Source organism: bacterium (assembly GCA_026129405.1).
Classification (GTDB): domain Bacteria; phylum Desulfobacterota; class Binatia; order DP-6; family DP-6; genus JAHCID01.
On record JAHCID010000002.1, the window covers coordinates 1 to 14424 of the forward strand.

General features: G+C 70.9%; 11 protein-coding genes. 7 read left to right on the top strand and 4 right to left on the bottom strand.

All coding sequences use genetic code 11. The annotated features are described in order from the left end of the window. On the top strand, positions 1 to 675 hold a 675-nt coding region (locus KIT14_08390), incomplete at its 5' end, for a tail fiber protein (protein MCW5890556.1). 97 nt (positions 676 to 772) lie between these two features. Here KIT14_08390 and KIT14_08395 read toward each other — a convergent pair. From KIT14_08395 to KIT14_08405, 3 genes are all read right to left on the bottom strand, one after another. Then, on the bottom strand, positions 773 to 1549 hold the full coding sequence (locus KIT14_08395; protein MCW5890557.1) for an SDR family oxidoreductase: 777 nt from the start codon (positions 1547 to 1549) through the stop codon (positions 773 to 775). 121 nt (positions 1550 to 1670) lie between these two features. Then, positions 1671 to 3731, bottom strand: a complete 2061-nt coding sequence (locus KIT14_08400) for a M3 family metallopeptidase (protein ID MCW5890558.1) — start codon at positions 3729 to 3731, stop codon at positions 1671 to 1673. After that, positions 3728 to 5425 (bottom strand): NAD-dependent malic enzyme, encoded by a 1698-nt coding sequence (locus KIT14_08405; GenBank protein ID MCW5890559.1) that lies wholly within the window; start codon positions 5423 to 5425, stop codon positions 3728 to 3730. The genes KIT14_08400 and KIT14_08405 overlap by 4 nt, the downstream gene beginning before the upstream one ends. Before the next feature lie 173 nt (positions 5426 to 5598). Here KIT14_08405 and KIT14_08410 point away from each other — a divergent pair, with 173 nt between their 5' ends. Next, positions 5599 to 7122: a DUF3459 domain-containing protein gene (locus KIT14_08410; GenBank protein ID MCW5890560.1), complete on the top strand. Its 1524-nt coding sequence runs from the start codon at positions 5599 to 5601 to the stop codon at positions 7120 to 7122. 80 nt (positions 7123 to 7202) lie between these two features. On the opposite strand, the gene KIT14_08415 is transcribed toward KIT14_08410, so the two are convergent. Further along, positions 7203 to 9245, bottom strand: coding sequence for a DUF262 domain-containing protein (locus tag KIT14_08415; protein ID MCW5890561.1), 2043 nt, complete (start codon positions 9243 to 9245; stop codon positions 7203 to 7205). Between the two features lie 422 nt (positions 9246 to 9667). Between KIT14_08415 and KIT14_08420 the strand changes: the two genes are divergently transcribed. From KIT14_08420 to KIT14_08440, 5 genes are read left to right on the top strand one after another with little or no spacing between them, the layout of a single operon-like run. Beyond that, the gene (locus KIT14_08420) at positions 9668 to 10759 is read left to right on the top strand and encodes a glutathione S-transferase C-terminal domain-containing protein (protein ID MCW5890562.1); all 1092 of its coding nucleotides are present in this window, start codon (positions 9668 to 9670) and stop codon (positions 10757 to 10759) included. Between the two features lie 15 nt (positions 10760 to 10774). Then, positions 10775 to 12343, top strand: a complete 1569-nt coding sequence (locus KIT14_08425; GenBank protein ID MCW5890563.1) for a sulfatase-like hydrolase/transferase — start codon at positions 10775 to 10777, stop codon at positions 12341 to 12343. Continuing rightward, positions 12340 to 12477: a hypothetical protein gene (locus KIT14_08430; protein ID MCW5890564.1), complete on the top strand. Its 138-nt coding sequence runs from the start codon at positions 12340 to 12342 to the stop codon at positions 12475 to 12477. The genes KIT14_08425 and KIT14_08430 overlap by 4 nt, the downstream gene beginning before the upstream one ends. A gap of 1 nt (position 12478) precedes the next feature. After that, positions 12479 to 13390, top strand: coding sequence for a sulfite exporter TauE/SafE family protein (locus tag KIT14_08435; GenBank protein MCW5890565.1), 912 nt, complete (start codon positions 12479 to 12481; stop codon positions 13388 to 13390). 1 nt (position 13391) lies between these two features. Beyond that, positions 13392 to 14414 carry an MBL fold metallo-hydrolase gene (locus KIT14_08440; protein ID MCW5890566.1) on the top strand — a complete coding sequence of 341 codons (1023 nt, stop codon included), beginning with the start codon at positions 13392 to 13394 and terminating at the stop codon, positions 14412 to 14414. The last annotated feature ends 10 nt before the right edge of the window (positions 14415 to 14424 follow it).

The window sequence follows — 14424 nt, forward strand, 5'->3', positions numbered from 1 at the left end:
GGCCCGACGGGGGCGACCGGAGACGCCGGGCCGACGGGCGCTACGGGTGTGGTGGGCGAGACCGGCCCGACGGGGCCGACCGGCGCGACGGGAGACACCGGGCCCACGGGCGCGACCGGAACGTCCGGCGACCCCGGGTCCACGGGTCCGACCGGGCCGACGGGCGACCTCGGGCCCACGGGTGCGACGGGGCCGGCCGGGGACGCCGGGCCGACGGGCCCGACCGGCGTGACCGGAGAGACCGGACCGACGGGCGCCACCGGCGCGGGCGGCGAGATCGGGCCGACCGGACCCACCGGCGCCACCGGGGCGGTCGACACGAGCAACCTCTACACCAAGGCAGAGAGCGACGCGCTCTATCTGCCGCAGGCGCGCTTCGACTCCCTGAGCCTCGTGGCCCCATCGACGGGGACCAGCACGAGCGGGCAGTTCGGCGTCGGGTGCTCCGTCGGTGAGCTCATTCCGTTCGCCGGGGACTACCCGCCGACGGGCACCCTCTTCGCGCATGGCCAGACCCTCCTGATCGACAACTACCAGGCGTTGTTCGCCGTGATCGGCACGCTCTACGGCGGTGACGGCGCCACCACCTTCGCATTGCCCAACCTGTGGCAGCTCGGGCCGGGTGGGACGAACTGGCTCATCTGCGTGCTGGGCGTCTTCCCAATCCGCGATTGACCTACGGCCGGGCAGCCGAGACCCGTCGGGTCCGGCTGCCCGGGCGGTTGCGCGGCCGCCCGCGACGCCGTCGCCAGGCGTTGCGCTCGCCGGTGGGTCAGAGGACCGCGGTCATGCCGCCGTCGACGACGATCGCGGCGCCGTGCACGTAGGCCGCGTCGTCCGAGAGCAGGAAGCGCACCACGCGCGCGACGTCCGCCGGCTCGGCGATGCGGCGGAGCGGGATGCGCTTCGTAAGCTGGTCCTTCGCCTCGGGGATCGCGAGCACCGGCGCCAACATCGGCGTGTCGACTGCTCCGGGGCACACGGCGTTCACGCGGATGCCTTCCAAGCCGAGCCGATGTGCGAGCGAGCGGGTGAGGCCGAGGAGGCCGGCCTTCGAGGCGCAGTAGGCGGGGATCATCCCGTTGCCGATGATCGCCTCCACCGAGGCGATGCCGACGATCGCCGCGCCCGGCGACGCCTCGCGCAGGACGTTCACCATCGCGCGCACGAGGAGCGCCTCGGCGCGCAGGTTGACGTCGAGCACGCCGTCCCAGCTCTCGGCGGTCATGAAGTCGATCGGCATCGGGCCGCTCACGCCGGCGGCGTGGACGAGGCCGCCGACCGGGCCGAGCTGCGCGCGGGCGGCGGCGACGGCGGCGTCGAGCGCGTCCGGGGCGGCGGCGGCGAGGTCGATCGCGAGCGTGTGGACCGCGACGCCGCGCTCGCGCACCAGCGCGGCGGTCTCGGCGACGCCGTCGCCGTTCAGGTCCCAGACGGCGACGGGGCGGCCGGCGTCGGCCAGGGCGAGCGCGCAGGCACGGCCGATGCCGGAAGCGCCGCCGGTGACGACCACGGCGGTAGTGGGGGTGTGGGGCAGGGTGCCGGGCATCCGCCGGGTCTACGGGTGCCGCCGACCCGACCGCAAGACGGTTCGACGCCGCTCGCCGCGGTGGATCGCCCGCTCGGCGGGAAACCGGCGCCCTGCGGCTTCCCGGCCGCGCTCGGCTCGCTCAGGCGGTCGGGCGCAGCCCGCTGTGGCGCAGCAGCGCCGCCGTCGTCGGCGGACGCCCGCGGAAGGCGACGAAGACTTCCATCGGCGGCTTGCTGCCGCCGAGCGCCAGCACCGTCTCGCGCCAGCGCCGGCCGACCTCGGCCACGGCGACCGCATCGTCGAGCCCCGCGTCCTCGAAGGCCGAGAAGGCGTCGGCGGACAGCACCTCGGCCCACTTGTAGCTGTAGTAGCCGGCGGCGTAGCCGCCCGCGAAGACGTGGGTGAAGCCGCACAGGAAGCGGTCCTCGGGCAGCGGCGGCAGGACGGTCGTGCGCTCGGCGACGCGCTGCTGGAGCTCGAACGGCGAGGCGGGGCCGTCGGGGTCGTAGGTCGTGTGCAGCGCGAGGTCGGTCATGGCGAAGTAGAGCTGGCGGAGCGTGTCGGAGCCGGCGCGGAACGTGCGTGCGGCGACGATCTTGTCGAACAGCTCCTGCGGCAGCTTCGCGCCCGTGTCGACGTGACCGGACAGCCCGAGCAGCGTCTCCTCATGGTAGCACCAGTTCTCCATGAACTGGCTCGGCAGCTCGACGGCGTCCCACTCGATGTTGCGGATGCCCGACGCGAGCCCGCTCTCGACCCGCGTCAGCATGTGCTGGAGGCCGTGGCCGAACTCGTGGAAGAGCGTCGTCACCTCGTCGAAGGTCATGCAGGACGGGCGGTCGCCGACGGGCGGCGCCTGGTTGCAGATGAGGTAGGCGATGGGCAGGCGGCCGTGGCGCCGGCCGACGCACTCGTCCATCCACGCGCCGCCGCGCTTCTCCGACGGGCGGCTGTAGGGGTCGAGGAAGAACGACGCGATCTCGGCGCCGCCGGCGTCGCGCACGCGGAAGTAGCGCACGTCGGGATGCCAGACGGGCACCGCGCCGTCCGCGGCCTCGATACGTACGCCGAGGAGTCGCTCGGCGAGCGCGAACAGGCCGCCCAGGACGCGCGGCAGCGGGAAGTACGGGCGCAGGACCTCGTCGCTGTAGGCGTAGCGCCGCTCGCGCAGGCGCTCGGTCCAGAAGGCGACGTCCCAGTTCATGAGCCCGGCGGCCTCGGGCGCGCCGGCCTCGCGCGCGAGCGCGCGCAGGTCTGCGAGGTCGCGCTGCGCCGGCTCCCACGACGCCGCGCGCAGCTCCTCGAGGAGCTGCTCCACCGCGGCGACGCTCGGCGCCATCTTGGTCGCGAGGCTGAGCGCCGCGTAGCTCCCGAAGCCGAGCAGCTTCGCCTGCGCGCGGCGCAGGTGCAGGATGCGACGGATGAGGTCGGTGTTGTCGTGCGCGCCGCTCGCCGCGCGGGTGACGAAGGCGCGGTAGAGCCGCTCGCGCAGATCGCGGCGCGTGCCGTGCTGCATGAACGGCACGTAGCTCGGCACGTCCAGCGTGATGCGCCAGGGGCCGCGCTCGGCGGTGGCGTCGGCCTCGCCCGCGGCGCGCGCCGCCTGCGCGGCCAGCTCGCGCGCGCTCGGGGGAAGGCCGGAGGCCTCGGCGGGATCGCGCAGCGTCAGCGCGAAGGCCTTCGTCGAGTCGAGCACGTTGTTCGCGAACTTCGTGCAGCGCTCCGCCAGCTCCTGCTGGATGGCGTTGAACTGCGCCTGCGCCTCGCCCGAGAGCCCGACGCCGGCCAGCTCGGCGTCGCGCACGAGCGAGTCTATGATGCGCTTCTGGGTGGCGTCGAGCGCGCCGGCCTGCGCCTGGAGCCCCTTCAGCGCCTGGTGGATCGGCCGGCTCTGCGCGAGCCGCAGCGAGAAGACGACGACCTCGGGCTGCATCGTCTCCTGGGCGCGCCGCAGGTCGTCGCTGTTCTGCACGCCCATCAGGTGACCGACCGTGCCCCAGACGAGGCCGAGCCGGTCGCCGATCTCCTCGAGGGGCTCCACCACGCCCTCCCAGGTGGGCGCGGCGGACGCCTCGAGCCGCTCGAGGGCGCCGCCGAGATCCGCGAGCAGGGCGCGCATCGCGGGCACCACGTGCTCGGCGCGGATGCGGTCGAACCGCGGCGGCGAGGCGCCCAGCAGAAGCGGGTTGTCGTCGCTCATACCGGGACCAGCTCGGGGTAGCTCGGGTCCCACATCGCGGAGCGCACCGCCGGCGGGATCTCGCCCGGCTTCAGCTGGCGCTGGGCGACGTCGTCCGCAAGGGCCGCCGCCACGACGGCGCCGGCGACGCGGGCAGTCACCCGGCGCAGGGTGCCGATGCGCGGGTAGAGGCTGCCGGTGGCGAGATCGTCCGGCGTCACCTCTTCCGCCAGCGCCTTCGCCGCCGCCTCGAGCATGCCGTCGGTGACCACCTTCGCGTGCGACACGATCGCGCCGAGGCCGATGCCGGGGAACACGAACGCGTTGTTGCCCTGGCCGATGACGTGGGTGCGGCCGTCGTGCTCGACCGGCGCGAACGGGCTGCCGGTGGCGACGAGGGCGCGGCCGTCGGTCCAGCGGATGACGTCGACCGGCTTCGCCTCGGACTGACTGGTCGGGTTCGAGAGCGGCATGATGAGCGGGCGCTCCACGTGCTTCGCCGCCTCGCGCACGATGTCCTCGGTGAAGGTGTCGGGCTCGCCGGAGGTGCCGATGAGGACGCTCGGCTTGAGCGCCTTCACGACCGACAGGAGGTCGCGCGGCTGGCCGGCGCCGAGCCCGAAGGCCTCGGCCTGCGCCGGCGTCCACGCCATCTCGCGCTTGTACATGTCGCGGATGGAGCCGTCGTCGACCACGAGGCCCTTGCTGTCGAGGCAGCAGACGGCGTTGGCCAGCTTCTCGCCGGTGACGCCGGCGTTCTGCAGCGTGCGGCGGATGAGACGGCCGATGCCGACGCCGGCCGCGCCCGCGCCGAGGATGACGATGCGCTGCTCCTTCAGCGGTACGCCGCTGACGCGCGTGCCCGCGATCAGCGCGGCGACCGTGACCGCCGCCGTGCCCTGGATGTCGTCGTTGAACGACGGCAGCGTCTCGCGGTAGCGCTCCAGCAGCGCGAACGCGGTGCCCTTCTTGAAGTCCTCCCACTGCAGGAGCGCGCGCGGGAAGCACTTCTGCACCGCCTGCACGAACTCGTCGACCAGCGCGTCGTACTCCGGCCCGCGCAGGCGCGGGCGGCGGTAGCCGATGTAGAGCTCGTCCTCAAGCAGCGCCTTGTTGTCGGTGCCGACGTCGAGGCTGATGGGCAGCGTGGTCGCCGGATGGATGCCGGCGGCCGTCGTGTAGAGCGCGAGCTTGCCGATCGGGATGCCCATGCCGCCGGCACCCTGGTCGCCGAGGCCGAGGATGCGCTCGTTGTCGGTGACGACGATGAGCCGCACGTCCTCGAAGGGCGCCGCGCCGAGGACCTCGTCGATGCGGCCGCGATGCTCGGGCGTGATCCAGATGCCGCGGGCGTGGCGGAAGATGTGGCTGTACTTCTGGCACGCCTCGCCGACGACCGGCGTGTAGACGATGGGCAGGAACTCCTCGAGGTGGTCGAGGAGGACGCGGTAGAAGAGGTGCTCGTTGCGGTCCTGGAGCGCGGCCAGGCCGATGTAGCGCTCGAGCGGCTCGGTCTTGCGGACGATGCTCTGGTACGAGCGGACCGCCTGCTGCGCCATCGTGCTGACGACCGGCGGCAGGAGCCCTTCGAGGCCGAACGCCTTGCGCTCCTCGAGCGAGAAGGCCGTCGACTTGTTGAACATCGCGTGCGAGAGCAGCCGGGGTCCGCGGTGGACCGTCGGGACGCGGACCGTCCCCGCCGGCGTGTGCTCCATGGTGTAGCGCTCCATTCGGTGGCTCTCCTGTCTAGGCCGCGCCGGACGAACCGGTCGGGCGGTCGCCGACCATACATAGACGCGGCGGCTGGCACGAGCCCCGCGGGCGACCCCGCGTCCGCATGCGGCGGAAGCGGCTCGCGCCTCGTGCATCGCCGGTGTAACGGATCCGCATGGCGCAGGTGCCTTGGTGGCAGGAGGCGGTCGTCTACCAGATCTACCCGCGCTCGTTCCTCGACCGGTCCGGGGACGGCGTCGGGGACCTCGCCGGCATCCGGGCCCGCCTCGATCACCTGGTCTGGCTGGGCGTGGACGCCGTCTGGCTCTCGCCCGTCTTCCGCTCGCCGATGGCCGACTTCGGCTACGACGTCGCCGACTACTGCGACGTCGATCCGCTCTTCGGCTCCCTCGCCGAGCTCGAGGTCCTCGTCGCCGAAGCCCACGGCCGCGGGCTCAAGGTGCTGCTCGACTGGGTGCCGAACCACACCTCGGACCGTCACCCCTGGTTTCTCGAGTCGCGCCGCGGCCGCACCAGCCCGAAGCGGGACTGGTACGTCTGGCGCGACCCCGCGCCCGGCGGCGGGCCGCCGAACGACTGGGTCGCGGCGTTCGACGTCACCAGGCCCGCCTGGACGTTCGATCCCGACAGCGGCCAGTACTGGCTGCACCTCTTCCTGCCGGAGCAGCCCGACCTCGACTGGAGCAATCCGGAGGTCGTCGCCGCCATGCACGACGTCCTGCGTTTCTGGCTCGACCGCGGCGTCGACGGCTTCCGCGTCGACGTCGTGCACGCGCTGGCGAAGGACCCGGCGCTGCCGGACGAGCCGCCCGACCGCCGCGGCATCCCGCACGCGGTGCTGAACCACCACCCTTCGGTCGGCGAGATCCTGCGCGACCTGCGCCGGTTCGTCGACGCGTACCCGGGCGACCGCGTCCTCGTGGGCGAGGTCTATCTCCTTCTCGACGAGCGCCTCGAGGACTACGTCGCCCGCGATCGCCTGCACCTGGGCTTCGACCTGCCGCGGTGCCTGCACGTGGAGTGGAGCGCCGCCGCCTGGCGGGAGCGGCTCCTGGCCGTGCAGGCGCGCCTCGCCCCCGGCGGCGGCCGGCCGTCGCTCGTGCTCTCGAACCACGACACCCCGAGGCACCGCACCCGCTTCGGCTCCGAGGCGCGGGCGCGCGCCGCGGCGGTCCTGCTCCTCGGGTTGCCGGGCACGCCGTTCCTCTACGCGGGCGAAGAGCTCGGGCTCGAGGACGCACAGGTGCCGCCTGCGCGCCGCGTCGACCCGGGGCGGCGCGACGGCTGCCGCGCGCCGATCCCGTGGGACGCGACGCCGCTCCACGGCTGGGCGGCGGAGCCGTGGCTGCCGTGGCCGCCGCACGCGGGCGAGGTGCACGTCGCCGCGCAGCGCGCCGAGCCGGCGTCGATGCTGCACCTCTACCGGCGGCTGCTCGCGGCGCGGCGGGCGTCGCCGGCGCTGCGCGGCGGCACCTGGCGCCTCCTCGACGCGCCGGGCGGCGTGCTCGCGTGGGAGCGTCGCTCCAGCGTCGACCGGCGGGTGGTGGCGGTGAACTTCGCGAGCGCGCCGGCCGCGTGCGCGCTCGCCGGCACGGTGGAGGTCGCCAGCGACGGTCACGGCGAAGGCGAGGCGTTCGCGGGCGTGCTGGCGTCGGACACGGCGCTGGTGTTGCGCTAATCAATCGACGTCGCCGTCCGCGTGACGCTGCGCGTTCCGAATCGACCGTCAACTTCATCGATGTGTTGATCAACCAGGTCTCATTCGTTGTCCACGTGCCATTCACCCGAAGAAAGACCGACCTGCTGAACGATCTGTGAGCAGAGCCGATATATCTGCTCCGCATTCAGATGGCCCTCATAGTACAGTTCGCTGCTCAAGGCCTTGGGGGCTGTCAATCCGGTACCAGAACGCCGAATATTTTTGGGGAACTCGACCAGCAGCTGATCGATTACCTCCGTGCCGAGCAGCATGAGCTGTGTCAAAGTGACTCGAAGGACATCCTGCCAGCTCTTGACCTCGAATGCTTCGCCTAGGACAACCACCCGCTTCGGCGTTGTGCCTCGGACTGCACGGTGGCGTCTCGCGGAAGCGTGCGGAGCGAAGTTAGGCCAGACTTCCAGCGCTCTCTCTGCGAGGGATTTTGCGCGTAGTTCGATCTCCTCTCGCGTCCAACGGGAGAGCTCGGGCAGTTCGGAGTTGAGGGTTAGTCGGCTCTCGCGCAGGAGTTCGGCCTTTTTGGGGAAGTCAGCGTTTGATAGTTCGGCGTTGTATGCAGTGAGGGTGAGGTTCCCGATCGTGTGCAGATAGAGTTCGTACGTCTCGTCGACGCTCGGGCCGAGGTGTTCGCGCCACCAGTCCGTGAGCGTCTGAGGCATGATGTGTTCGATCGTCAAGTTGTCGGTTCCGACCCGCTCTTTGCCTGCGCGGCACTCCTCAAGGCGTTCGAGAATGAGGCGCGCGCGATCTCGGGCCTCGCCCACCGCATAAAGCTTGCGCGTCTGGAGATTCTCGAAGAACTCCTCATCGAGGGGATAGTTCCGTGAGCCGAGAACTTCTCGAACGCCCTCGCCGAGCCTCGTAAAGCGCGACGCGTTTCGATAGAGCGCGGTGAACACCTCATTGAGCTCTGCGCGAATAGTGCCGCAGACGTAGCGACGTACGACAAAGTTCTCGATTACATCGAGGATGTCGATGGCTTCTCGATCCGTCATCTTCCCGGATGCACGATCCTCGAAGACATTGAGTAAGAAGGGGTAGCAGACCGTCGCCCTGAGCCTTTGGAGTCTCACGAGACGCTCGCGAATATCGGTCGAATGCTCGCGACTCGCGTCGATGAACTTCACATAGTGCTGCGAGAACTTGACGAGTTCGTCGAGCATGGGTTCGGCGTGTTCTCGGCCTCGATCTTCGACCTCCGTCTTCAGCGCGAAATAGACATCTGCCTCCTTGACGACCGTCCCTCGACGGATCAGGAAGTGGCGAATGTAGGTCTCCATGTTCTCTCGTCCGATCGCTCGCTCCATGGGCGTCCATTTCGTTGAGTAGATATGATCGTGTCGGGAGGAATCAATGCTCATGAAGAAAAAGTTCCTGACGAGATCGCTTTGGGAAAGGGGTTGGCCCTTGGCGTTCAGGCTCTCGAAGATCGCGTATGGATTGTCGTCGCGTTCGAGGACGATGCTGACGAGCAGGACGTGAGCAAGTACTGCGTTCGCCAGTGCGTTGACGCGCTCGACGGTGGTGGGTTTGAGGAGCCGAGCGAAGTGCTGGTAGGCGGTGTGAAGCGCGCTTCCTGGATGGGCCTGCTCTTCGGCGTCGACTATTCGCATGAAGGCGGAGCGATCGTTGTGCTGTGGCTCATTGCCCTGAGTGGGGAGGAGCTTGTACTGGTCAAGCCCGTCTTGATACCGGTTCGTTAAGTAGAGTTCGTGAATCCGGTTCGCGAGCTTTTGATCGTCGAGTAGGCGCGCACGATCCCGAATTGCGGCAAGCATTGTGAGTAGCGTCGTTAAGCGCTGTTGGCCATCGATCAGTAGGTACTTGGTAACCCCTTCCGGTACGGAGTGGGCGGGCGCCGTCACGATCGCGCCCATGAAATGCTCCCGGGGCGTTTCTGACGGTGCTTCTCCTCCGAGCAGCGCTTCGACATCGGCCCAGAGGGTGTCCCAGTTCTTGCGTTGCCAGGTGTAGGGTCGCTGGAAGTGCGGGACCAGGTACTGGTTCGTGCCCTCGATGATCCGTATGAGCTTCGTCTCGTTGGCTTTCACCTCGTAGCCCCTTTGGAGGATGTCCCGCTCCATGTTCAAGTCCGCCCGAGCGGTGACCTCGGAAGGGCGTCTATGTGACGTCCTTCCCGCTGTCGAGCGCGCCGGCATCGAGGGCGCGGATGAGCGCTGCCAGGTCTTCGTGCCCCACCCGCGCTAAAAGGGCCGCTTCGCGGTGTTAAGGGCGGTGAAGGTCGGCTCCCGAGCATGCCTCCGACGCCACAGCGCAGGCCGTTGCGTATGAGATGCGCCCGACGACGGGGCAGGTGTGGGTCTTGCGTGCGCCACATTCTACGCGGTCCTTTCGTGGCCGGACGACAATCGTCGCGCCTGCCTAGGCGCGCTGAGGCTCGTGGCAATGGTCCCGGGGCGATCGCTTCAACACTGCGTCGCGACCAAAGTCCGCGCCGTCGCCACGTAAGTTGCACGTCGAATGCAACTTGTCGTATGGCGGCTCCATGGCGAGCGACGGGCTCTGGCGATACTACGGCGCGGAGATATCCTACTTCACCGGCAAGGTGCGCCCGGCCTTCCGCATGAAGCGCGTGCCGCACCTCGAGGTGCTCTCCGACGCGGAGGTCTATCGCACGGTGATCCGCCCGCGCGTCGGCTTCGACATGATCCCGGTCGCGGTCACGCCCGAGGACGAGACCGTCCAGGACTCGAGCGACATCCTCGACGCGCTCGAGCGCCGCTACCCCGAGCCGGTGCTCCTGCCGCCGACGCCGCTCCAGCGCATCGCCGCCCACCTCGTCGAGCTCTACACCGACGAGTTCCTCCTGCTCCCCGGCATCCACTGGCGTTGGAACTACGAGGAGAGCGCCGCCAAGGCGCGCCACGACTTCGTCGCCATCATGGGCGATCCGGGCGCGCTCCGGTTCGCGGACGCGGTGAAGGCGTTCTGCCTCGTGGCCGGCGTCGTGCCCGAGACGATCCCCGCCATCGAGACGCACGTGCACGCGCTCCTCGCCCTGCTGGAGGAGCACCTGGCCGAGCATCGCTGGCTCCTCGGCGCCGCACCCACCCTGGCCGACTGCGCCATGATGGGGCCCTTCTATGCCCACTTCTACCTCGACGCGGCGTCGGGGACGCTGCTGCGCACGACGGCCCCCCGCACCTGTCACTGGATCGAGCGCACCAACCATCCCGATCCGGCGGGCTTCGGGCCGCTGGCCGCGGACGACGCGTTGCCCGGCGGCATGCGCGCGCTCCTCGGCATGATCGGGCGCGACGCCATGCCGATGATCCTCGACTGCGTGCGCGCGGTCGACGCGGCGATCGACGAGGGCAGCTACGAGATCGGCCGTGAGATCCCGCGCGTCGTCGGTATGCACCGCGGCACGGTATGCGGGGTGGCCGTCGACCGCGTGACGCTGCCGTACACGCTCTGGATGGTGCAGCGCGTGCGCGGCGCCTGGGAGGCGCTCGGCGACGCCGACCGCGCCCGCGTCGACCGCGCCCTCGCCGGCACCGGCTGCGAGGCGCTCTTCGCCCACGTGCCGCGCCATCGCGTCGAGCGCCGGCCGTTCAAGCTCCACCTCGCATCCTGATCGGAGGTCGTCGCCATGGGCCGCAAGATCCTCTTCATCACCACCGACCAGCAGCGCTACGACGCGCTCGGCTGCAACGGCGGCACGATCGCGCGCACGCCGGTCGTCGACCGCCTCGCCGCGACCGGCATCAACTTCCGCCGCGCGCACAACCAGAACGTCGTCTGCATGCCGGCGCGCTCGACCATGCTGACCGGGCAGTACGTGCGCACGCACGGCGTCACCGCCAACGGCATCCCGCTGCCGCTGGACGCGCCGAGCGTCGCCGAGGTGCTGCGCCAGAACGGCTACCGGACGTCGCTCATCGGCAAGGCGCACTTCGAGCCGGCGATGGACATGAAGGGGAAGTGGTTCGAGAACCGCGTCGGGCGCGAGGGCATGTCGGGCCCCTACCGCGGCTTCGAGCACCTGGAGCTCGCGATGCACGTGCCGCTCGGCAGCTGGCACTACTCGCGCTGGCTGCAGACGGAGCATCCCGAGGCGACGAGCGGCTTCGCGCCGCTCCTGTCGGCGGCGGGCGGCGGCGAGACCGGCGCGCCCGAGGTCGCCTACAACCCGATCCCGCGCGAGTGGTATCACACCGACTGGATCGCCGACCGCACCATCGCCTGGCTCGACGCGCTGCCGGCCGACGCCGACTGGTTCTGCTGGATGAGCTTCCCGGACCCGCACCACCCGTGGGATCCGCCGGCGTCGGAGGCGAAGCGCGTGCCGTGGCGCGAGCTCGATCTGCCGCCCGGGCATCCCGGCTCGAAGGAGAAGATCGTCGACATCCTCTCCCAGAAGCCTCGGCACTGGCTCGCGTGGTGGGAGGGCCGCTGGCGCAACTACGAGGGCGGCCCGATGACGCTCGTGCCGAAGGACCTCACCGACGACCAGATCCGCGAGGTCAACGCGCTGACGCACGTCGAGAACGAGCTCATCGACGAGGCCTGCGGCCGCGTGCTCGCCCGCGTCGCCGCGCGCGGCTGGGACGCGGACACCGACGTCTTCTTCACCACCGACCACGGCGAGCTGCAGGGCGACTACGGGCTGCTCTACAAGGGCCCGTACCACGTCGACTCCCTGATGCGGATTCCGTTCGTGTGGAAGCCGGCGCCGTCGGCCGGCATCGCGCCGGCCGTGATCGAGGAGCCCGTCGGGCAGCTCGACCTCGCGCCGACGTTCTGCCGCATCGCCGGCGTCGCCGTGCCGGCGTGGATGGAGGGCGCGCCGCTGCCCACCGCGCCCGGCTCCGGCCGCGAGCGCGTCATCACCGAGTGGGACAGCCAGTTCGCCCAGATCGGCATGCACCTGCGGACGATCTACCGCGACGGCTTCGTCTGCACCGTCTACGAGCCGACGACGCGCGACCAGGGCTGGGACCTCGCGCGCATGATCGCCGGCGGCCCGATCCCGCTGCCGGACCTCGGCTACGACGGCAGCGAAGGCGAGATATACGACGTGCGCGCCGACCCGCATCAGTGGCGCAACCTGTGGAGCGACCCGGGCTACCGCACGCTGCGCGACGAGCTGATCGCCGACCTGCGCGCCCATCTGCCGGCCGGCCGCGCGACCCCGCTGCGCGTCGAGGCGCCGGCGTGAGCCGCGGCTGGCTCTACGCCTGCGCCTGCATCGTCGTGCCGGCGGCGTGGGGCGTGCTCGTGGCCGCGGTGTTCAACCGCATCGATCGGCGCCGCGGCCGGCGCGACGGGCGCCCCGTCGACTACGCCATCTGACGTGGGCTGGACGCTCGACGTCGCCGGCCATGCCGTCTCGCTGCCCGGCGTCGCGGCGCTCGGGCTCGGCGTCGGCTGGGTGGCCGGCATGTTCGGCGTCGGCGGCGGCTTCCTCCTGACGCCGCTGCTCACCATCGCCTTCGGCGTGCCGCTCGAGATCGCCGTCGGCACTGGGCTCTGCCAGATGGTCGGCACCGCCGCCGCCGCGCTGCTCGGTCACCGCAGCCAGGGCCAGGGCGAGGTGCGCTGCGACCTCGTGCTGCTCCTGCCGAGCCTCCTCGGCGTCGAGGTCGGCGCCATGGCGCTGGCGCGCCTCGAGGACGCGGGGAGCGTGGCGCTGGGCGGCGGCCACATCCCGCTCGCGCGGCTCGTCGCGATGCTCGGCTACGCGGTCGTGCTGCTGGTCGCGGCGGCGATGTTCGGGCGCGGCGGGCGCGGCGATCTCGAGGAGACGGTGCACGCCCGCCGCGGTCCGCTCGCGCGCATCGTGCTGCCGCCGGCGATCGACCTGCCCGCCGTGCCGCTGCGGCGCGTGTCGGCGCCGCTGCTCGCCTATCTCGGGCTGGGGCTCGGCGTGCTGAGCGGCTTTCTCGGCATCGGCGGCGGCGTCGCGCTGATGCCGGTCCTCGTCTACGGGCTCGGCTTTCCGCTGCGCCAGGCCGCCGGCACCGGCATCCTCGCCCTGTGCGCCACGGCGACGATGGGCACGCTCGTCCACGCGCGCCGCGGCCACGTCGACCTCGAGCTCGCCATGGTCCTGCTCGTCGGCTCGACGCTCGCCGCGCAGCTCGGCGCGCGCGCCACCCGCAGCGCCTCGCCCCGCGTGCTCCGTCGCGGCTTCGCGGGGCTCATCCTGATCACCGTCACCGCGATCGGCTGGGACCTCGCCCGCCGCGCGAGAGGAGGGTTTTGACATGCGATCGGTTGCGTTGCTGGGAGTGCTCGTCCTGTTCGTCTCGGGCTGCGAGCGCATGATCGACCGGCAGATCGAGAAGAACCTCGGCCGCGCCGACACGGCGCTGCTCCAGAGCCCCGACATGACCGTGCTCCTGTGCGGGACCGGCTCGCCGCTTCCCGACCCGAATCGCGCCTCCGCCTGTACGGCGATCGTCGCCGGCGGCGAGATCGTTCTCGTCGACACCGGCCCGGGCTCGTGGGAGCAGGTCGACCTCGCCAACCTGCCCACCGGCGCCGTCGGCACCGTGCTGCTGACGCACCTCCACTCGGACCACATCGGGGATCTCGGCGAGGCCATGACGCAGAGCTGGATCGGCGGCCGCAAGAAGCAGCTCGACGTCTACGGCCCGCCCGGCACCGCCAGGGTCGTCGAGGGCTTCGACATGGCCTACTCGGCGGACGAGGACGCGCGCACCGCCCACCACACCGAGCAGTACATGCCTCGCGGCGCCGCCAACGCGGTCGCGCACGAGCTGGTGCTCGGCCCCGAGGCGGACGCCAGCACCGTCGTCTTCGAGCGCAACGGGCTCAAGGTGATCGCCTTTCGCGTCGACCACGCGCCGATCGACGGCCTCGGCTACCGCATCGAATGGAAGGGCCGCAGCGTCGTCCTCTCCGGCGACACCAAGAAGAGCGCCAGCGTCGTGAAGCACGCGACCGGCGCGGACATCCTGATCCACGAGGCGCTCCAGCCGGACATCGTGAAGCGCAGCGCCGGCATCGCCCGGCGCATGGGCAACGAGCGCCTCGGGCACATGGCCAACGACATCCTCGACTACCACACCTCGGTGGTGGAGGCGGCCGAGGTCGCGCGCGACGCCAAGGTGCCGCATTTGGTGCTGAGCCACCTCGTGCCGGCGCCGACGAACTGGTTCACGGAGCGCATCTTCCTGCGCGGCGCCGGCGACGTCTACGCCGGCGAGATCACCGTCGGCGCGGACGGCATGCGCTTCACCCTGCCGCCCCGACCTACGTCGTAGGCACGCGGCC

Coding starts and splice junctions, on each gene's coding strand:
- KIT14_08400 (MCW5890558.1), bottom strand. CDS start 3,731: ATGAGCGACGACAACCCGCTTCTGCTGGGCGCCTCGCCGCCGCGGTTC.
- KIT14_08410 (MCW5890560.1), top strand. CDS start 5,599: ATGGCGCAGGTGCCTTGGTGGCAGGAGGCGGTCGTCTACCAGATCTAC.
- KIT14_08440 (MCW5890566.1), top strand. CDS start 13,392: ATGCGATCGGTTGCGTTGCTGGGAGTGCTCGTCCTGTTCGTCTCGGGC.
- KIT14_08395 (MCW5890557.1), bottom strand. CDS start 1,549: ATGCCCGGCACCCTGCCCCACACCCCCACTACCGCCGTGGTCGTCACC.
- KIT14_08425 (MCW5890563.1), top strand. CDS start 10,775: ATGGGCCGCAAGATCCTCTTCATCACCACCGACCAGCAGCGCTACGAC.
- KIT14_08405 (MCW5890559.1), bottom strand. CDS start 5,425: ATGGAGCACACGCCGGCGGGGACGGTCCGCGTCCCGACGGTCCACCGC.
- KIT14_08415 (MCW5890561.1), bottom strand. CDS start 9,245: ATGGAGCGGGACATCCTCCAAAGGGGCTACGAGGTGAAAGCCAACGAG.
- KIT14_08420 (MCW5890562.1), top strand. CDS start 9,668: ATGGCGAGCGACGGGCTCTGGCGATACTACGGCGCGGAGATATCCTAC.